Genomic DNA, 19,874 nt, shown 5'->3' on the forward strand with positions numbered 1-19,874 from the left:
CCTCCACGGGCCAGGCATACAATGACCCGGTCAGTGAACCCCATCAGGAGGTGATCATGAAGACGCTCCTTGCAGCCGGCGCGCTGGCGCTGGCCCTTGCCGTTCCACAGGCGTCGGCGCAAACCGGCGACCCGCCCCTGGATCCCGTACTCGAAGGCCAGCTCGAGCGCTGGCTCGGCGCCGGCGACCAGGTCTTCGCCAATCTGTATACCCGCCAGGCGGGCGACACCTCGCTCGACTTCCACGCAGCCGTCGACGAGCGCGGGCCAACCTTCACGCTGATGCGCGTCAGCGACCCCGCGGGAAACAGCTACCTGATCGGCGGCTACAACCCGCAGGATTGGGAATTCGACAGCGGCTGGAACCTGACCCCGCGCGACTTCCAGCGCACCGCCTTCCTGTTCAACTACACGGTGCCCGCCGTCTACCGCCAGGTGCTGACCGGCTTCGAGCTGCCCAGCCAGGGCTCGTTCCAGACCTATAACGCGCCGAACCAGGGACCCTCGTTCGGCGCCGGCCCCGACCTGTTCGTCAACGACCGGCTCGACACGACCCTGTCCTGGCGCTTAAGCTACGGCGACCCTGCCGGCGAGGGTCGCAGCATCATCGACCAGAGCGTCGGCGGACAGCTGTTCAGCATCGATGCGATGGAACTGTATGCGGTGTCGCCGATTCCCGAACCGGCGCACGCGGCCATGCTGGCGGCGGGGCTGGGGCTGGTCGTGCTGGTGCATCGGCGGGGGCTGCGCCGCGGGCGCCCACCACGGCTCGGGCGCGCCTGACGGCCGGTCATGCCCAGGCTCCTGTGCGCGGCGCTGGTGCTGGCCCTGCTGCACGGCGCCGCCGCGGCGCAGGTGCAGCCCCCGCAGTTGCAGCCGAGGTTGCAGCCGCAGTTGCAGCCGAGGTTGCTGCCCCATCGCGCGTTCCAGTTGCAGGAACGGGGCGGCCTGCGTGCGGCGCAGCTGGCCATCGTCATCAACGACGATGACCCGGCCAGCGTCGCCGTCGGCGACTACTACCGGCGCCGGCGCGCCATCCCCGCCGCCAACGTGGTGCACGTGCGCATACCCGGCAAGCCGCGCAGCCTGGAGCCGGAACGCTTTGCGACGCTGAAGGACGAGATCGACCGCCAGCTCGGGCCGGACATCCAGGCCGTGCTGATGGTCTGGACCGCGCCCTATGCCGTGGCCTGCAACTCCATCACCGGCGCCTATACCCTGGGTTTCGATGCCGCGCTGTGCCGCGACACCTGCGCCGCCGGCCGGCCCAGCGCCTACTTCAACGCCGACAGCACGCGACCCCATGCCACTCACGGCATGCGCTTGTCGATGCTGCTGCCGACCGAATCGGTGGCCGCCGCCAGGGCCCTGGTCGACCGCGGCGTCGCCAGCGGCTTCCGGCTGGCGCCGGCCAGCGCCTACTACCTGACCACGCGCGAGACGCCGCGCAACAGCCGCACGGTGTTCTTTCCGCCGGCAGGCCGCATCGAGGCGAAGAAGCTGGCGACCCGCCCGCTGCGCGCCGAGGCGCTGGAGAACGCGCGCGACATCATGATCTACCAGCTCGGCAAGGCCAGTGTCGACAAGCTCGACACCCTGCATTTCCTGCCCGGCGCGCTGGCCGACCACCTGACCTCGCACGGCGGCGATCTGCTCGGCACGCGCCAGATGAGCAGCCTGCGCTGGCTGGAGGCGGGCGCCACCGCCAGCTACGGCACCGTCAGCGAGCCCTGCAACCACTGGCAGAAATTCCCGAACCCGGCCGTGCTCCTGCGCCACTACGTGCAGGGCAACAGCGCCATCGAGGCCTACTGGAAGAGCGTGGCCTGGCCGGCCCAGGGCCTGTTCATCGGCGAGCCGCTGGCGGCACCCTACCGGCGGCGCTGATGGCCAGGTCCGCGCCGCGCCCCGCCGGGGTGCCGTTCACGTGCAGATGTTGTCCGCATACCTCATCGGCCGCACCGAAACGGGGATTGCTCGTCATTATCCTGTCAAATTGTGGATTTATTATCGTTTCCGATAATAAAATGCCTACCTGTAATAACAACTGTTACCTCCAATTCCTTCACTTAGGATGCCCATGAAAATGCACGTTGCAACACAAGCTCCAGCCGGGCGGCTGACTGTCCTGGCCGCACTGCTGGCCGGACTGGCGGCGCCGGCCTTCGCCACCCCGGGCGATGTCGTGATCAGCCAGGTCTACGGCGGCGCCGGCAGCGGCGGCGCGCTGTGGAACCGCGACTTCATCGAGCTGTTCAACCGCAGCGGCGGCCCGGTCAGCCTGAAGGGCTGGAGCGTGCAGTATCAATCGGCAACGGGCACCACCTGGCAGGCCACGGCGCTGCCGGACGTCAGCCTGCAACCGGGGCAATACTTCCTGGTGACGGGGCAGGGCGCCGCCACCGGCAGCGACGTCGGCGTGGCCGACCAGGCCGGCGGCCTGAGCCTGTCGGCCACGACCGGCAAGGTCGCGCTGGCCAGCGTGGCCAAGCCGATGGCCACGCCGGAAGGCGAAGCAGTGGTCGACATGGTGGGTTTCGGCACCGCCAACCGCTACGAGACCGCGGGCGCGCCGGCGCCGTCGATCGTCAACTCGATCCAGCGCGCGGAACTTGGCTGCGTCGATACCGACAACAATGCCCTCGACTTCACGGCCGCGCCGGTCGCCGGCCCACGCCGTTCGACCTCGCCGCTGAACAGCTGCAATGCCGGCCCGGTGGTGCAGCCCATCGTCCTGAACTGCCCGGCCAGCGTGCAGGCCGAGCAAGGCCAGGGCGCCGTGGTAGCACTCTCGGCCAGCGACGCCGACAGCATCGTTAACAGCGCCGCCATCGAATCGGGCGCCGTACCCGGCATAGTGCTGACCGGTTTCGTGCCGGCCGGCGCCACCGGCGGCAGCGCAAATGCGACCCTGTCGGTTGGCGCTTCTGTCGCCGCCGGCAACTATCCGCTGCGCGTCACCTTCGCCAACAACGATGGCCAGAACGCCAGCTGCAACATCGCCGTAAGCGTCGCCGGCCAGCTCACCATCCCGCAGATCCAGGGCAGCGGCCCGACCAGCGCCTACAACAACACCGTGCAGACCACCCAGGGCGTGATCACCGCCAAGGTCGGCAGCGGCTTCTTCCTGCAGGACCGTAACGGCGACGGCGATCCGGCCACCTCGGATGCGATCTTCGTGTTCGGCAGCGCCGGCGCGGCGAATGTCGGCGACCAGGTGCGCATCACCGGCACCGTCACCGAGTACAAGCCGAGCGGCGCCACTCGTACCTATACCGAATTCAAGGACCTGACGAACGTCACGAAACTCGGCAGCGGCTACAGCATCGCCCCGACCAATGTCGAGATGCCGAACGCCGACCTGGCCCGCTTCGAAGGCATGCTGGTACGCTTCACCACGCCGCTCACCGTCAACGGCAACGCTTACCTGGGCGATCGCGGCGAACTGAGCTTGTCGTATGGCCGCCGCGAGATCCCGACCAACCGTTACCCGGCCGGCTCGCCGGAAGCGAAGGCGCTGGCGCAGGAGAACGCCGCCAACATGATCGTGCTGGACGACGGCATTTTTGTTGCGCCGACCACGATTCCCTACCTGGCCGACGACGGCACCGTGCGCACGGGCGACACCGTGACCGACCTCACCGGCGTGCTCGATTTCGGCGCAATCGGCGGCGGCGGCGCGGCCTTCAAGGTGCAGCCGACCGTCACCCCGGTGTTCTCGCGCACCAACGAGCGCCTGCCCGCCCCGCTGCTGGCCGCCGGCAACGTGAAGGTCGCCAGCGCCAATGTGCTCAATTTCTTCACCACCTTCACCAACGGCGACGACGCCTGGGGCCGTACCGGCCAGGGCTGCACCATCGGAGGCACCACCCGCGCCTCGAACTGCCGCGGCGCCGACAACATGGCCGAATTCGTGCGCCAGCGCGACAAGATCGTCGAGTCCCTCAGCGCCGTGAATGCGGACGTGGTCGGCCTGATGGAAATCCAGAACAACGGCGACATCGCCGCTTCCTACCTGGTCGACCAGCTGAATGCGAAGATGGGCGCCGGCACCTATGCCGTCGTGCCGAAACCGGCGGCCACCGGCACCGACGCGATCCGCGTGGCGATGATCTACAAGCCGGCCGCGGTCAGCCTGGCCGGCGCCGCGCTGTCGGACGGCGACGCCGTCAACAACCGTCCGCCCATGGCCCAGACCTTCAAGGCGGCGAACGGCGGCGGCAGGTTCTCGCTGGTCGTGAACCACCTGAAGTCGAAGGGCAGTTGCGGCGGCGCCAGCGGCGGCGACAGCGACAGGGGCGACGGCCAGGGCTGCTGGAACGCCACCCGCGTCGAACAGGCGGCGCGCCTGCGCGACTACTTCCTGCCGCAGGTGGTGGCCGCGGCCAACGACCCGGACGTGCTGGTGGTGGGCGACATGAACGCCTACGGCATGGAAGATCCGATCCGCCTGCTGAACGCCGCCGGTTACGTCAACGAGATCGAGCGCTTCGTGCGTCCGACCGGCATTCCGTATTCCTACGTGTTCGGCGCCGAGAGCGGCTACCTCGACCACGCGCTGGCCAGCACCAGTCTGTCGGCCCAGGTCGCGGGCGTGACCGAGTGGCACAACAACGCCGACGAACCGGATGCGATCGACTACAACCTGAACGACACCGCCGAGGACCCGTACGTGAAGAACGCCTACCGTGCCTCGGACCACGATCCGGTGGTGGTGAGCCTGGCGCTGGCGCCGGCCTTCAGCGACGTGACCGCCTCGGCGAAGATCGCCAAGTCGGGCTTCACCATGAACCGCCTCACGGGCAAGACCAGCGGCACCGTGACCATCACCAACACCAGCGGCGCGACGCTCAACGGCCCGCTGCACCTGGTGCTGCAGGGCCTGACGGCCGGCGTCACGCTCGACGGCAAGAGCGGCGACCAGAACGGCGCGCCTTATCTGACGCTGCCGGGCGGCTCGCTTGCCGCCGGCGCCTCCGTGACCGTCACCACCGTCTTTACCAACCCAGCGAAAACCGGCATTGGCTACACCGCCAAGCTGTTCTCCGGCACCTTCTGAGGAATCGAACCATGTTCAACCTGAAAAACCTGTTCACCCGTGCGCTGCTGGCGCTGATGCTCGCCACCGGCGCCGGGGCCGCCTCGGCCGGCCCGATCTACCACGTGACGATCGATACCCAGGGCATGACCGGCACCGGCTTCCTCGACTTCCTGTTCCTGGGCGACGCCAGCACGGCCGCGCCAGCGACCTTCACGCTGAGCAATTTCACCGGCCTGTACGGCCTGGGCGTGACGGATGGCGATGCCAGCGGCAACGTCGAATCGAACGTTCTCATGGGGAATGCCGAGGGCTACGCCCACCTGCTGCAGGCGGTAACCCTGGGCGGCGTGTTCGGCTTCAACCTGGAGTTTGCCGTCGGTCTCGAGGGCGACGCTTCCGTGCTGGGAATCGCGCTCATCAACGAAGCGATGGATGCGTATCTCGGCATGGACGGTGACCTGGCACAGTTCGAAGTCGCGCCGGGCAGCCTGGCGATTTCGCCGGATAACGCCTTTGTCACGATCTCGACCGTAAGCGAGGTGCCCGAGCCGGCAGCGCTGGCCCTGTTGGCGCTGGGCCTGATGATGGTGGGCTGGACCCTGCGCCAGCGCCGCATGCGCTAAGCGCCAGCGCTCCTGGCGAGGCACACCCGGCTGCGGCCCGGTGTGCCTTTTTCATTCTGGCGCGGCGGACCGGGAAGAGGGGAGTTGCCGGCTCAGGCGCCGGCGCCGCCTTCCTGGGCAGCGCCCCGCATGGCGTCGATGCGGAAGGCTTCGGCATTGCCGTCGATGATGCGCAGTCCGGCGCAGCCCTCGGCGGCGCAGTCCGGCGCCGGTGTCTGGCCGACAGAGGCCGGGTCGACCGACAGGTCAACGACGGTGGTGGTGGCGGCGGTCTCGACCGGCATCGCCGGGGTGTCGAGGTCGGCGCCGCCGCAGGCGCACAGCGCGGCGGCGATCAGCGAAATACCGAGAAGGTTACGAAGGCGTAGCGTGTTCATGATGTTTGAAGCGGGCTCGTCAATGATGCAGGCCATTGTAGCGAGAATTTTTTCCAAGCATCAATTTATTTATGTAAAGATGAGCGAAGTTAAAAGATATTGAACGTTAAATGAATGTAAGATAGGTGAAGTTGAATGCTGATAGTAAGATATATCCTACGAGAAACAAGACATTCTTCAAAGTAACTTGTTGTGACGCCCGTCGCTTTGCAGCCACAGCCGCGCGTAAGCGATCGAGCGCTGCCGGCGCGGCATCGAAAAACTTGCCGCAATGGCTTGCACGCTTGACCACAGGCGCGGCAAGCGTATGATGAGCTGATGCGAAAACTTGTCCTTCTTTCACTGCTGGCCTGCGCGGCCTGCACCACCCGGGCCGATGCTCCGGCCACGCCAGCGGCCCAGCCCGCGCCTCCTTTGGCAACCGCGCCGGCGCCAGCCCAGTCGGACACGCTCGCCCAGATCAAGAGCCTGATCGGCAAGGCGGAATGCTCGTCCGATAGCCAGTGCCAGATCCTGCCCATCGGTGCGCGCCCCTGCGGCGGCCCGGCCGGCTACCTGGCCTGGTCCACCGCCAAGACGCCCGTCAGCGATGTCCAGGCCCTGGCCGACCGCTACCGCGGCGAACAGCAGGAGCGTAATACCCGTTCCGGCATGCTCTCGGACTGCCGCGCCATTGCGCCGCCGGCCGTCAGCTGCCGCGCCGGCAGCTGCCAGCTGGGCGACGCCCTGGATGCCCGTTAAACCCTGGCGCTGACACTGCGGTCCATCTGCGACCCGCGCTTCAGGCGCTGCCAACTTCTTCTCGCATAGCCGGGGCCTGCTTGGCCGCGCGCCTCGACGTGTCGCGCCTTTTTCCCGTGGTGCCCTGCCAGGCCCTGTCGCGGCAGGGCGCGATCCTGCACGTCCGTTTCCCGGTCTGCCGTGTTTTTCCCGGTCGCTTTCCTCCCTCCAGCATCCCCCTGCTGAGCCTGCACGCCCAGAAACGCAGTCGAAAAATCTTACAGATTTTTACAAATAAAAATTTGATCGTAGCAAGTCATTGAAATTCATGAACTAAATTTTCTGGCATGCATCATGCTTCCCGCTTATTGCCGAGTTGCTTGTCAAGCCATCGACGGGGCGACGGGGCGCACGCTGGGCGTCATCCGGTTGCAGGGGGTTCCGGGTATTGCCTAATTTTTGGTTTATCTGAACTGGGGAAATCGTGGCTTACACATCACGGAAGCATGCGCGCAATGCGCAAGGACTCATCAAGAACATCATCGGCGCCGTAGCGCTTGGCACCTGCGGCTTTGCGCAAGCCGGCGTGCTCAACTTCGAAACGGCGCTCGACAGCCCGTTCCTGTTCAGCGGCGGTTACGTCGAGATGGGGAACTACTGGGTGGAAACCTATGGCGGCACCCTGGCCAGCGACCTCGCCGGCGCGATCGTCGACGGCCGCGACCGGGATACCTGCTTCTCGGTGTCCTGCCCGGTCAACAACCCGTCGAATTATCTCTCGATGTTGAACGACGGCTATTTCTACTTCGGCCTGAACAGCGGTTCCACCTTCCGCCTGCAGGGCTTCCAGGCCAGCTTCATCGGCGCCGGCCAGCAAAGCTTCCCGTCCACCAGCGGCCTGCTGGTGCTGCAGGGCTTCGACCAGTATGGTTACGCCGTCGGCGCGGCGACCCAGTACGGCCTGTCCGGCCCCACCGGCGGCGCGTTCAACTTCGCCAGCTACAGCACCGATTACCTGAGCAGCCTGGATGTCGCCTTCGTGCGCGTGCTGGGTTATGCCTGCGACGCCACCGGCAGCTGCAACCGCAACTCGAACCTGGCCAATTTTGCAATCGACAACATCGTGACGGTCTCCGCGGATGACGTCGAGGTGCCGGAACCGGGCAGCCTGGCACTGCTGGGCCTGGGCCTGCTGGGCTTTGCCTATTCCCGCCGCCGCGCCGCCTGACCCGCGCCCCATCCGACCAGACCTGTGAGAACAACATGATGCCAAGCCTACGTCCCATTTCGGTCGCGGTGCTCCTGTTGCTGGCTGCCAGCGCCAGCGCCCAGCAAACCCGTCGCCCTTATATCGTCCAGCTGCAGGACCAGCCGGCCGCCACCTACGTCGGCGGCGTCGCCGGACTGGCGCCGACCCAGCCCGCCCCCGGCGTCGCTTTCGATTACCGCGCCCAGAACGTCCAGGATTACGTGCGCTACCTGGGCGACCGCAAGAACGCCGTGCTCGCCACCATCGGCGGCGCCCAGGTGATCGCCGACTACGACGTCGTCCTGAACGGCTTCGCCGCCCTGCTGACCGACGACGAAGTGCTCGCCCTGCGCAACAACGCCGACGTCGCCGACGTGCAGGCCGACCAGCCGCGCCACCTCGATACCATCTCGACCGCGCGTTTCCTGGGCCTTAGCGCCAGCGGCGGCCTGTGGTCGCAATACGCGGGCGGCTCGCTCGTCAAGGGCGAGAACATGGTCGTCGGCATCGTCGACGGCGGCATCTGGCCGGAGAACCCGTCCTTTGCCGACCGCGTCGACGCCAACGGCAAGCCGACCTTCGACCCGGCCGGTTCGCTCGCCTACACCAGCCCGCCGATCAGCTTCCTCGGCGGCTGCCAGAGCGGGGAGGGCTTCGATCCGGTGATTCATTGCAACAACAAGCTGGTCGGCGCGAAGTATTTCAACGCCGGCTTCCTGGCCTCGGGCCGGACCATGAACTGGACCGACTTCGTCTCGCCGCGCGACTCGAACGTCGGCAGCGACGGCTTCAGCTCGGGCCACGGCGGCCATGGCGACCACACGGCATCGACCGCCGCCGGCAATGCCAATGTCGACCTCGTCATCGACGGCATCACCCTGGGCCAGGCCTCGGGCATCGCTCCGCGCGCCCGCGTCGCTTCCTACAAGGTCTGCTGGACCTACAACGACCCAACCAACGAAGACGGCAGCAACTCGCGCAACAGCTGCTACAACTCGGATTCCGTCAAGGCGATCGACGAGGCGGTGAAGGATGGCGTCAACGTCATCAACTATTCGATCAGCGGTTCCCAGACCTCGGTCGCCGACGCGGTCGAGCAGGCTTTCTACCGCGCCTCGCTGGCCAACGTCTTCGTCGCGGCCTCGGCCGGCAACAGCGGCCCGGCCAACGCCGTGGCCCACATCAGCCCCTGGCTGACCACGGTTGCCGCCTCGACCCACGACCGCAGCTTCCAGGCCGACGTGGTGCTGGGCAATGGTGTGAGGTACACCGGCGCTTCGACCAACCCGGAGCCGCTGCCGCAGACCGCGCTGATCCGCGCGGAAGACGCCGGCCTGGGCGGCGGCAATGCCACCCTGTGCTTCAGCGACCCGGTTGCCGCCGCTGCCGCCGGCCAGGTCCTGCTGGATCCGGCCAAGGTCGCCGGCAAGATCGTGATCTGCACCCGCGGCAATAATGCCCGCGTCGACAAGAGCCTGGCGGTGAAGAATGCCGGCGGCGTCGGCATGATCCAGGTCGACACCGGCGCCGGCCTCGTTGCCGAAACGCACTCGGTGCCGAGCGTGCACGTGAGCGCGGCCGACGGCGCGGCGATCAAAGCCTATGCGGCAGCCCAGCAGCAGGCGGCGACCTCGGCGCTGAGCAAGTTCGTCGTCGGCACCAAGCCGGCGCCGATCATGGCCGGCTTCTCCTCGCGCGGCCCGAACATGGGCGACAGCAACATCCTCAAGCCCGACCTGACCGCGCCCGGCGTCGACATCCTGGCCAGCGTCACGCCGGCCCTGACCCCGGCCCAGCATGCCGCCGTCGTCAGCGGCGAACTGGTGCCGCCGGCCGCCTACGCGTCCTACCAGGGCACCTCGATGTCCAGCCCGCACGTGGCCGGCCTCGCGCTGCTGCTGCGCCAGGCGCATCCGGACTGGTCGCCGGCCGCGATCAAGTCGGCACTGATGACCACCGGCTACAGCACCCTGAACGACAACCTGCCGGGCGCACAGAACGGCCTGTTGCCGTGGGCGCAAGGAGCCGGCCACGTCGACCCGAACAAGGCCGTCAACCCCGGCCTGGTGTACGACGCCGGCAAGGCCGACTTCGTTGCCTACCAGTGCAAGGTGAACAAGGCGGCCGTCTCGCCGGCGTCCGATTGCACCACCTACGGCACCCTAGACGAGACCTATAACCTGAACCTGCCATCGATCACGGTCAGCGGCGTGCAGGGCAACGTCACGGTGCGCCGCACGGTCACCAACGTCGGCGGCGCCAGCGCCACCTATAACGCCGTCGCCTCGGTGCCGGGCTTCACCGCCCAGGTCACCCCGGCCAGCCTGACGCTGGCGCCGGGCGCGCGCGGCAGTTTCACGGTGAAGCTGACCGCGACCACCGCACAGCGCGATGTCTGGCAGTTCGGCAACCTGACCTGGACCGGCGCCGGCAATACGGTGCGCATCCCGGTGCAGGCGAAAGTCGGGCAGGCGATCATCGCCCCAGCCGAGATGACCAGCGAGAAGGTCACGGGCAGCAAACTGTTCCCGGTCAAGACCGGCTTCTCGGGGCGCATGGGCTACATCAAGGGCGGCCTGAAGCCGGTCACCCTGGGTGACATGGCGTCGCTGGTGCCGCAGCCGCTGAGTTCGGCGAACCTGCGCACGGTCTGCGCTGCCGGCGAAAGCACGCCTTCGGTGAAGGTCTACAGCGTCGCGGTCCCGGCCGGGACGATCGTGGCCCGCTTCGCCCTGCGCCAGGCCGACGTCAGCGCGCCGGACGACGACCACGACATGGGCGTGCTGGCGCCGAACGGCAGCTGGGCCTACTCGGGCAACGAGGGCAGCGGCGAGGCGGTCCAGGTGAGCGCGCCCGCAGCCGGTACCTACCGGGTCTGCGTGGTCGCCTACGGTGGCCTGCCGGTGATGACCCACAAGCTGTCCTCGTGGGTGGTGACGCCGTCCGACAGCGGCGGCAAGTTCACCGTCGCCGTGCCGGGTAAAGTGGTAGCCGGCAACAACACGACGGTGGGCATGAGCTGGTCGGGCCTGGCGGAGAACCAGACCTACCTCGGCGGCGCCCAGTTCCTCGATGCGGGCGGCGTGGTGCAGGCAACGACCGTGCTGCGCGTGGCGACCGGCGCAGCCGGGGTGCCGACCGTCGAGGCCCAGCGCGCCACCAGCAAGCTGCAGGACTGAGCCGCGATCGATGCGGCGCCGGCTGGACCGCGGGCATGCGGTCCAGCCACCGCGGTCGTGCCGGCTTGCCGGCGCGGCCGTTTTTTTTGAAAGACGGGAACGAGACACGCGGGGTGCTGTTTCCATTCCTTTCTTGAAAGAGTTATTGTCGAGGCGCGAAGCGGCATGGTAGCCTTGCTGCGTTGAGCATTGTCGTGTTCGCTTGGCGGTGCGCGCGCCTTGGAAGGCGCCCGTATCGCTCCGGATGTCGGTTTTCGAGGAGTTGGTCGGATGCATGCAGTTTTGTCACAACGTCGTTCCTGGCGCACCGGCGCGCGCGGCTTCACGCTGCTCGAACTGCTGGTGGTCATCGTGATCATCGGCCTGCTCGCGGCCTATGTCGGCCCGAAGTATTTTTCCCAGCTCGGCAAGTCGGAAATCACGATCGCCAAGGCCCAGATCGAGGCATTCGAGAAGTCGCTCGACACCTACCGCCTCGACGTCGGCCGCTATCCGACCGGCGAAGAAGGCCTGGCCGCGCTGATGACGGCCCCGGGGAGCGCCGGCGCCAAGTGGAACGGCCCCTACCTGAAGAAGGGCGTGCCGATGGACCCGTGGGGCCATCCGTATCAATACCGTTCGCCTTCCGCCAAGGGAGAATACGAGATCGTCTCGTTCGGCAAGGACGGGCAGCCAGGCGGTACCGGCGACAACGCCGATATCTCCTCGCTCTGATCCACCCCTCATCCACCCGGGCACGTCCACATGCAGTTTGCGGTTCGCACCCTCGCGCCCGATCTCTCGATCACCAGTCTCGTCGTCGACGCGCTCGATGAAGCCGACGCGCGCCGCCAGGTCGAGGCGCGCGGCCTGTTCGTCAGCGCGGTAGAACCGGCGGCGCGTTTCGCACTGGATGCGCGCCTGGCGCGCCAGCGCGGCGGCAAGCTCTCGCTGGTCCTGTTCAGCCAGGAGCTGCTGGCCCTGCTCAACGCGGGCCTGGGCATCGTCGAGGGCCTGGAAGCCCTGCTGGAAAAGGAAGCCAATCCGGCCTCGCGCACGGTGCTCGAACGCCTGCTCGCCGGCCTGCGCGAAGGCAAGCGCTTCTCCAGCGTGCTGGCCGCCCAGCCGTCGCTGTTCCCGCCGCTGTACATCGGCATCGTGCGCGCCGCCGAAGGCACCAGCGACCTGCCGCGCGCCCTGTCGCGCTACATCGAATACCAGCAGCGCGTCGATACCGTGCGCTCGAAAATCGTCAGCGCCTCGATCTATCCGGTGATCCTGCTCGGTGTCGGTGGCGGCGTCAGCGCCTTCCTGATCGGCTACGTGGTGCCGCGTTTCGCCGAGGTCTACCAGGGGGCAGGGCGCAACCTGCCGTGGATGTCGCAACTGCTGCTCGAATGGGGCCAGTTCGCGGCCGGCCACGGCATGGCGATCCTGCTCTGCGCCGCGGCTCTGGTGGCGCTGCTGATTGCCGGCGTGCGCCGCGCGATCAGGAGCGGTGGCATCGCCCGCCTGCTCGCGCGCCTGCCCGGCATCGGCGAGCGCGCCCGCATCTATGAACTCTCGCGCCTGTATCTCACGCTCGGCATGCTGACCGAGGGCGGCATCACCATCGTCAACGCCATCGAGACCGTGCAGCCGATGGTCTCGACCACGCTGCGCCAGTCGTTGGCGGGCGCCCGCGCCGCGATCGAATCGGGCCGCCCGCTGTCAAGCGCCTTCGAGGCCCACGGCCTGACGACCCCGATCTCGCTGCGCATGCTGCGCGTGGGCGAACGCACCGGCGAGATGGGGCCGATGCTGACGCAGTCCGCCGCCTTCTACGACGGCGAGATCAGCCGCTGGATCGACCGCTTCACGCGCACCTTCGAACCGCTCTTGATGGCGGCCATCGGCCTGGTGGTCGGCGCCATCGTGGTGCTGCTGTACATGCCGATCTTTGACCTGGCGGGGGACATGTCGTGAGCGTCATCGATTCCGCGCTCCTGACACGCGCCCGCGCCCAGAGCCGCCAGTCGCAGCGCTCGCTGGTGGCCGAGCTGGAAGCCTTGACCGGCCTCGATCCGCGCCAGCTGGTCGCCGCGCTGGCCGAGCCCTTCGGCCTGACGGTGATGGAAACGGCCGAAATGCTCAGCCAGGAGCCGGCCTTCGACCTCCTGCCGCTGGCCCAGGCCATGTCGCGCCACTGCGTGCTGCTGCGCGGCCCCGGCGGCCAGGTCACGGGCGTGATCGCCGACCCCTTCGATCTCGACCAGCAGACCTGGCTCTCGAGCCAGGCCGGCGCCACGCCGCGCGCGCCGCTGCACCTGCGCCTGGCGCTGCAGTCCGACATCCAGGCCTACCTGTCGCGCCAGGAAGCCTCGGCGCGCGCGGTCGACACCCTGGCCACCAGCAACGGCGAAGCCCGGCGCGACGGCAAGACCGCCGCCGTGCTGTCCTTCGCCTCGGTGTCGGAGGCCGGCAGCCCGGCCGTCAAGCTGGTCAACTCCACGCTCTACGATGCGCTCAAGGCCGGGGCGTCGGACATCCACCTGGAAAGTACGGCGTCCGGCCTGGCAGTGAAATACCGCGTCGACGGCGTGCTCGATCACGCCACCACGGTGGGCGGCATCGAGCTGGCCGAGCACATCATCTCGCGCCTGAAGGTGCTGGCCGAACTCGACATCGCCGAGCGCCGCATTCCGCAGGACGGCAGCTTTCGCGTCGAGGCGGGCGGGCGCGAGATCGACCTGCGCGTCTCGATCATGCCGAGCATCCATGGCGAGGACGCGGTCATCCGTATCCTCGACAAGCGCGCCATGATCGAGGCCTACGGTTCGCTGACGCTGGAAGCGCTCGGCTTCGACGCGCCGTCGCTGGCCACGCTGCGCACCCTGGCCCAGGAAGCCTACGGCATGCTGCTGGTGACCGGGCCCACCGGCTCGGGCAAGACCACGACCCTGTACGCGGCGCTCACGGAAATCCACAACGGCCGCGAGAAGATCATCACCATCGAGGACCCGGTCGAGTACCAGCTGCCCGGCATCCTGCAGATCCCGGTGAACGAGAAGAAGGGCCTGACCTTCGCGAAAGGCTTGCGGTCCATCTTGCGCCACGACCCGGACAAGATCATGGTCGGCGAGATCCGCGACCGCGAGACCGCCGAGATCGCGGTGCAGTCCGCGCTCACCGGCCACCTGGTGCTGACCACGGTCCACGCCAACAACGTGTTCGACGTGTTCGGGCGCTTCACCCACATGGGCATCGATCCCTACGCCTTCGTGTCGGCGCTGAACGGCATCTGGGCCCAGCGCCTGGTGCGCATGAACTGCCCGCACTGCGCGACCCAGTACGTGCCGAGCGACGGGGAACTGCTGGCGGTGCGGCTGGAGCGCGACGCCGTCGAGGACTATGTTTTCATGCGCGGCAAGGGTTGCGGCGACTGCCGCGGCACCGGCTACAAGGGCCGCCGCTCGATCGCCGAGATCCTGACCCTGAACGACGAGATCCGCGAGCTGATCGTCGACAAGCAGCCGATCCGCCGCATCAAGGCCGCGGCCCACGCCAACGGCACGCGCAGCCTGCGCCTGGCCGCGCTCGACCTGGTGCGGCGCGGCGCCACGACGCTCGACGAAATCAAACGGGTGACCCAGCATGCCTAGACCTGGACGACTCAGACTGCCCGGGCAAGCGCTGCGGCTCGGCATCGGCCACGACAGCCTGGCGCTGGTGCGCACCAGCCGCGTGTTCGCGCGCGGCACGGCCGTGCTGGCCGAGGCGCGCTGCGCCGACGCCAACGATCCGCAGGCCCTGGGCGCCGCCCTGCGCGCGCTGCTGGCCGAGGCCGGGGCAGAGGTCGCCGGCTGGCCGGTCAGCGTGGTGCTGGCCGACGAACTGGCGCGCATGTGGCAGGTCGCGCCGCCGCCCGGCGCGGCGCAGCTGGCCGACCTCGAAGCGGCCGCCGCGATGCGCTTCCAATCCCTGTTCGGCGCGCCGCCTGGCGGCTGGAAGATCGCCGCCGACTGGCAGGCCACGCGGCCCTTCCTGGCCGCGGCCCTGCCGGCCGCGCTGCTCGACGTGCTGGAGCAGGCCGCGCGCGAGGCGCGCTGCCACCTGGTCGAGATCGTGCCGCAGTTCGTGGTCGCGATGAACCACTGGCGCAAGCGGCACCGTCCCGGTGCCTGGTTCGGCCTGATGCACGGCCAGGTGCTGACGCTGGCCGCCTACGACGGCGCGGCGCTGGCGGCGCTGCGCACAGCCGTGGTGCCGCCCGGCGCCGACCGCGACTGGCTGGAAAGCCATGTGGCGCGCGAGGCGCTGCGCGTCGGGGTAGGGCGGCCGGAACGGGTGCAGGTGTGCGGCCCGGCGCCGCGCAGCTGGGCGAGCCACGAAGGGCGCCTGAAGTTCGGCTGCACCCTGCTCGAGGACGAGGATGAGGGCGAGCAGGCGGTCGATCAGGTGCGCTCCGCCGCCGTGCGGCTGGCCTGCACCGGGAGCGCGGCATGAAGCGCGTGCGTCTCGATTTTGCCCGCCCCAGCCTGCGCCGCACCCTGTTCCACGCGCCGCGCCCGGCCTGGGGCCTGGTCCTGGGTGCGCTGCCGCTGTGCTTCGCGGTGCTCGTCAACGTGTCGAATTACGACGAAGCGCGGGAAGAGGTCGAGGCGCTGCAGGCGGCCCTGCGCACGCGCGCCGGCGCGCCCGCGGCCCAGCCGGTGGCGCAGCGCCTGCCGCCGGTGGGCGAGCAGCAGGCCGCGGCGGTGAATGCCGCCGTGATGCAGTTGAACCTGCCGTGGCGGGCGCTGCACGACGCCGTGCGCGCGGCGACGCCGCCGTCGGTCGCGCTGCTCTCGCTCGAACCGGACGCGAAGAAGCGCGTGCTGCGCATCACCGCCGAAGCGCGCGGCAGCGACGACATGATCGCCTACGTCGAAGCGCTCCAGAAACAGGAATGGTTCGGTGCCGTCACGCTGGTGCGCCACGAGATCGGCGAGCAGGATCCGAACCGGCCGATCCGCTTCCAGCTCGACGCCTTGTGGGGCGCGCCATGAAGAACGCCGCCCTCGCGCCGCTGGTCTTGCGCCTGCGCCTGGTCCTGGGGCGCCTCAGCCCGCTGCTGTTCCTGGCCGCGCTGCTGTACGCGGCCGCTTTCGCCACCCTGGCCTGGCTGGTGCCGGCGCGCGACGCCCTCGAGCACGAGCGTGCCCTGGCGCGCCGCGCAGCCGCGCAGCCGCCGCCGGCGCCCCAGGCGGCACCGGTGGCCAGCGCCGATGCCAACCTGGCGCTGTTCTACGATTCCCTGGGCCAGAAGCGCTACGTCGAGCAGCAGGTGAAAACCCTGTTCGGCATCGCCGCCAAAACCGGCCTGGTGCTGCGCCAGGGCGAATACAAGAGCGGCTACGACCGCAACGCCAAGCTCTACACCTACCAGGTCAACCTGCCGGTGCAGGGCAGCTACGGCCAGGTGTGGCAGTTCGCGCTGCTCTCGCTGCGCGCGATTCCCTTCGCTTCGCTCGACGACATCAGCTTCCGGCGCGACACCATCGGCCAGGCCAATGTCGAGGCGCGGCTGCGCCTGACGCTGTACGTGCTCGAGACTCCGGGAGTGCCGCGATGAAGCCGCGCCACATCGCGCTGGGCCTGGCGCTGGCGATTGCCGCCGCGCTGGCCGCCTTCGGCGACAAGGCCCCGGAGGCGGAGGTGGCCGAGGCGGTCGAGCGTCCGGCGGCTGTGCCTGTCGCCGCGAATGCGCAACGCCCGTCCTCCGGCGCGCGTGAACCGGTGATTTTGCGCCTGCAGCCGCGCGACGAACTGGTCGGCGACGCCGGCAAGGCGGACGGGGACGCGCTGTTCGCCCGCCAGGACTGGACGCCGCCGCCCCCGCCGCCCCCGCCGCAGGAATCCGGCCCGCCGCCACCGCCGGTCGCCCCGCGCCTGCCCTACAGCTTCATCGGCAAGTCGCTGGAAGAGGGCAAGTGGGAGGTCTACCTGGCCAGCGGCGAGCGCACCCACATCGCGGTCGAGGGCGGCGTGATCGACGGCGCCTGGCGCGTCGAGCGCATCGCGCCGCCGCTCTTGACCCTGACTTACCTGCCGCTGAACCAGGTTCAGCAGCTCAACATTGGAGCATTCGACTAATGGTTCGTTCCCGGATTCGAGCGATCGTGGTAGCCGCGCTGGCCGGCGCACTGCTGGCCGGTTGCGCCGCCCAGCGCGCTTACCAGGAGGGCAATGCGCTGGTCGCCCAGGAGCAGGTCGGCGCCGGCCTGGCCAAGTACCGCGAAGCGGTGGCGGCCGACCCCGGCAATCCGCTCTACCGCGCCGCCTTCCTGCGCGCGCGCGACGCCACCGCCACGCGCCTGGTCGAGCAGGCCGAGCGCGACCTGGCCGAGGGCCGCGCCGACGATGCCGCCGCCGGCTACCTGCGCGTGCTGGAAGTCGATCCGGCCAACGAGCGCGGCCGCGCCGGCATGCGCCAGGTCGAGGCCGACCGCCGCCACAGCGCGATGCTCGATGCCGCCACGGCCGACGTCGAGAAGAAGGACTACGAGGCCGCGCGCCAGAAGCTGTCCGCGATCCTGACCGAGCGCCCGGGCCACGAGCGCGCGCGCCTGATGCTGAACGAGGTCGACGAGAAGGCGGTCGCGCCGACGCCCGACACCGCGCTCGCCGCGTCCTTCAGGAAGCCGATCAGCCTGGAATTTCGCGAGGCGCCGCTGCGCCAGGTCTTCGAAATCATCGCGCGCCATTCGGGCCTGAACTTCGTCTTCGACAAGGACGTGCGCGCGGACCAGCGCACCTCGATCTTCCTGAAGAACAGCACGGTGGAGGCGGCGGTGCACTTCCTGCTGGTGACCAACCAGCTCGAGCGCCAGGTCATGGACGGCAACACCATCCTGATCTACCCGAACGTGGCGGTAAAGCTCAAGGAATACCAGGAGATGACGGTCAAGACCTTCTTTCTCGCCAATGCCGAAGCGAAGAGCATCGCCAACACCTTCAAGACCATCCTGAAGTCGCGCGACGTGGTCGTCGACGAGAAGCTGAACCTGGTGATCCTGCGCGACAGCCCGGAGGCGATCAAGCTTGCCACCCAGCTGGTGGCGCTGCAGGACGTGCCCGAGCCGGAAGTCATGCTCGAGGTCGAGGTGCTGGAGATCAAGCGCAGCCGCCTGATGGACCTGGGCGTGAGCTGGCCGGGCAGCCTGAGCTTCTCGCCGCTGGTCGCGGCGGCGGGCGGTCCGATCTCGATCAACGAGCTGCGCGGCCTGAACAGCGACACCATCGGCGTGAGCGGCATTGGCGCCGTGGTCAACGCCAACAAGACCGACACCGACTCGAACACCCTGGCCAACCCGCGCATCCGCGTGCGCAACAAGGAAAAGGCCAAGGTCGTGATCGGCGACCGGGTGCCGAACATCACCACCACCGTGTCGCCGGGCGCCGGCGGCTTCGCCTCGGAGTCGATCAACTACGTGGACGTGGGCCTGACGCTGAACGTCGAGCCGACCATCTACCTGAACAACGAGGTCGGCATCCGCATCTCGCTCGAGGTGAGCAACCTGATCGACTCGATCAAGACCAATTCCGGCTCGGTCGCCTACCGCATCGGCACCCGTTCGGCCCAGACCCTGCTGCAGCTGAAGGATGGCGAGAACCAGGTGCTGGCCGGCCTGATCAGCAGCGAGGACCGCAGCAGCGGCAGCAAGGTGCCCGGCGTCGGCCAGCTGCCGATCGTGGGCCGCCTGTTCGGCAGCACGCGCGACTCGAACGACAAGACCGAGATCGTGCTGTCGATCACGCCGCACCTGATCCGCACCATCCAGCGTCCGCCGGCCGGGGCCTCCGAATTCGGCGCCGGCACCGAAGCCAGCTTCCGCCGCCGTCCCGACACGGCGGTGCGCCAGCCGGTGGCGATGCCGGCGGTACAGGGCGCCCGTCCGGCGCTCCCGGGCAACGGCGCGCCCGCTGCCCAGCCGCTCAACGGCACGCCGGTCGCGCCGCCGGTTGGCCAGCCGCCAGTCACGCCAACCGTGCCGCCGGTGACCGGCATGCCGCTGTCGCAGCCGATCGGCACCACGGCGCCGGCCGCGCCGCCGCCTGACGCGCCACCCGCGAACGTGCCGAGCGCGCCGCCGCCGGCCGTCCAGGTCACCCCGATCCCGAACCCATGATGCTGACCCGTAGGGTGGGCGGCTCCGCCGCCCACGCGTTCAACCCACGCCTGCGCGCCGCCGACGCGCGCCCCCGCGGCTTCACCCTGATCGAACTCCTGGTCACGCTCGCCATCCTGGCGCTGCTGGCCACCCTGGTGATCCCGGTCGGCCAGACCGTGGTCCAGCGCCGCAACGAACAGCAGTTGCGCCAGTCGCTGCGCGAGATTCGCCTGGCGATCGACGCCTACAAGCGCGCCAGCGACGAAGGCCGCATCAAGAAGAGCGCCGGCGCCACCGGCTATCCGGCCCGACTCGAACTGCTGGTCGAGGGCGTGCCCGACCTGCGCAGCCCGAAGCAGGCCAAGATCTACTTCCTGCGCCGCCTGCCGCGCGATCCCTTCAACCCCGATCCTGAACTGGCGGACGCGCAGACCTGGGGCAAGCGCAGCTATGCCAGCGAAGCCGAGGAGCCGAAAGAGGGCGACGACGTCTACGACGTCCATTCGACCTCGCCAAGGATCGGCCTGAACGGCATTCCCTACAGGCGCTGGTGACACGATGCGAAACTTGGTGAG

General features: G+C 68.6%; 17 protein-coding genes. 16 read left to right on the top strand and 1 reads right to left on the bottom strand.

Annotated features, from left to right (window positions below; genetic code table 11):
* Window positions 1-56 precede the first annotated feature (56 nt).
* The 4 genes from ACFOPH_RS01030 (at window position 57) to ACFOPH_RS01045 (ending at window position 5,663) form a co-directional block, all read left to right on the top strand.
* On the top strand, window positions 57-782 hold the full coding sequence (locus ACFOPH_RS01030; protein WP_379732911.1) for a PEP_CTERM-anchored TLD domain-containing protein: 726 nt from the start codon (window positions 57-59) through the stop codon (window positions 780-782).
* 9 nt (window positions 783-791) lie between these two features.
* Window positions 792-1,886, top strand: coding sequence for a TIGR03790 family protein (locus tag ACFOPH_RS01035; RefSeq protein WP_379732913.1), 1,095 nt, complete (start codon window positions 792-794; stop codon window positions 1,884-1,886).
* Between the two features lie 193 nt (window positions 1,887-2,079).
* Window positions 2,080-5,058, top strand: coding sequence for an ExeM/NucH family extracellular endonuclease (locus ACFOPH_RS01040; RefSeq protein WP_379732915.1), 2,979 nt, complete (start codon window positions 2,080-2,082; stop codon window positions 5,056-5,058).
* An 11-nt stretch (window positions 5,059-5,069) separates the two neighbouring features.
* Entirely contained in the window at window positions 5,070-5,663 is a 594-nt protein-coding gene (locus ACFOPH_RS01045) for an NF038129 family PEP-CTERM protein (protein WP_312550135.1), read from the top strand.
* A 92-nt stretch (window positions 5,664-5,755) separates the two neighbouring features.
* Here ACFOPH_RS01045 and ACFOPH_RS01050 read toward each other — a convergent pair whose 3' ends face one another.
* Entirely contained in the window at window positions 5,756-6,040 is a 285-nt protein-coding gene (locus ACFOPH_RS01050; protein ID WP_312550136.1) for a hypothetical protein, read from the bottom strand.
* A gap of 318 nt (window positions 6,041-6,358) precedes the next feature.
* Between ACFOPH_RS01050 and ACFOPH_RS01055 the strand changes: the two genes are divergently transcribed.
* From ACFOPH_RS01055 to ACFOPH_RS01110, 12 genes are all read left to right on the top strand, one after another.
* On the top strand, window positions 6,359-6,781 hold the full coding sequence (locus ACFOPH_RS01055; protein ID WP_312550137.1) for a hypothetical protein: 423 nt from the start codon (window positions 6,359-6,361) through the stop codon (window positions 6,779-6,781).
* Between the two features lie 463 nt (window positions 6,782-7,244).
* Complete coding sequence (locus ACFOPH_RS01060) at window positions 7,245-7,988, top strand: NF038120 family PEP-CTERM protein (RefSeq protein WP_312550138.1); 744 nt, start codon at window positions 7,245-7,247, stop codon at window positions 7,986-7,988.
* A 35-nt stretch (window positions 7,989-8,023) separates the two neighbouring features.
* The gene (locus ACFOPH_RS01065) at window positions 8,024-11,188 is read left to right on the top strand and encodes a S8 family serine peptidase (RefSeq protein ID WP_312550139.1); all 3,165 of its coding nucleotides are present in this window, start codon (window positions 8,024-8,026) and stop codon (window positions 11,186-11,188) included.
* 270 nt (window positions 11,189-11,458) lie between these two features.
* Entirely contained in the window at window positions 11,459-11,902 is a 444-nt protein-coding gene (gspG, locus tag ACFOPH_RS01070) for a type II secretion system major pseudopilin GspG (RefSeq protein ID WP_379732918.1), read from the top strand.
* 30 nt (window positions 11,903-11,932) lie between these two features.
* The gene (locus ACFOPH_RS01075; protein WP_379732920.1) at window positions 11,933-13,132 is read left to right on the top strand and encodes a type II secretion system F family protein; all 1,200 of its coding nucleotides are present in this window, start codon (window positions 11,933-11,935) and stop codon (window positions 13,130-13,132) included.
* The gene (locus ACFOPH_RS01080; RefSeq protein WP_379732922.1) at window positions 13,129-14,808 is read left to right on the top strand and encodes a GspE/PulE family protein; all 1,680 of its coding nucleotides are present in this window, start codon (window positions 13,129-13,131) and stop codon (window positions 14,806-14,808) included. The genes ACFOPH_RS01075 and ACFOPH_RS01080 overlap by 4 nt, the downstream gene beginning before the upstream one ends.
* Entirely contained in the window at window positions 14,801-15,652 is an 852-nt protein-coding gene (locus tag ACFOPH_RS01085) for a hypothetical protein (RefSeq protein ID WP_379732924.1), read from the top strand. The genes ACFOPH_RS01080 and ACFOPH_RS01085 overlap by 8 nt, the downstream gene beginning before the upstream one ends.
* Complete coding sequence (locus ACFOPH_RS01090; protein WP_379732926.1) at window positions 15,649-16,194, top strand: PilN domain-containing protein; 546 nt, start codon at window positions 15,649-15,651, stop codon at window positions 16,192-16,194. Before ACFOPH_RS01085 ends, ACFOPH_RS01090 begins: the two co-directional genes overlap by 4 nt.
* Entirely contained in the window at window positions 16,191-16,760 is a 570-nt protein-coding gene (locus ACFOPH_RS01095; protein WP_379732928.1) for a hypothetical protein, read from the top strand. Before ACFOPH_RS01090 ends, ACFOPH_RS01095 begins: the two co-directional genes overlap by 4 nt.
* Window positions 16,757-17,281, top strand: a complete 525-nt coding sequence (locus tag ACFOPH_RS01100; protein WP_379732930.1) for a hypothetical protein — start codon at window positions 16,757-16,759, stop codon at window positions 17,279-17,281. Before ACFOPH_RS01095 ends, ACFOPH_RS01100 begins: the two co-directional genes overlap by 4 nt.
* Before the next feature lie 26 nt (window positions 17,282-17,307).
* Window positions 17,308-19,317 carry a secretin and TonB N-terminal domain-containing protein gene (locus ACFOPH_RS01105; protein ID WP_379732932.1) on the top strand — a complete coding sequence of 670 codons (2,010 nt, stop codon included), beginning with the start codon at window positions 17,308-17,310 and terminating at the stop codon, window positions 19,315-19,317.
* Between the two features lie 2 nt (window positions 19,318-19,319).
* Window positions 19,320-19,853 carry a prepilin-type N-terminal cleavage/methylation domain-containing protein gene (locus tag ACFOPH_RS01110; RefSeq protein ID WP_379737840.1) on the top strand — a complete coding sequence of 178 codons (534 nt, stop codon included), beginning with the start codon at window positions 19,320-19,322 and terminating at the stop codon, window positions 19,851-19,853.
* Window positions 19,854-19,874 lie beyond the last annotated feature (21 nt).

It is taken from the genome of Massilia haematophila (assembly GCF_042647645.1).
Taxonomy (GTDB): domain Bacteria; phylum Pseudomonadota; class Gammaproteobacteria; order Burkholderiales; family Burkholderiaceae_D; genus Telluria; species Telluria haematophila.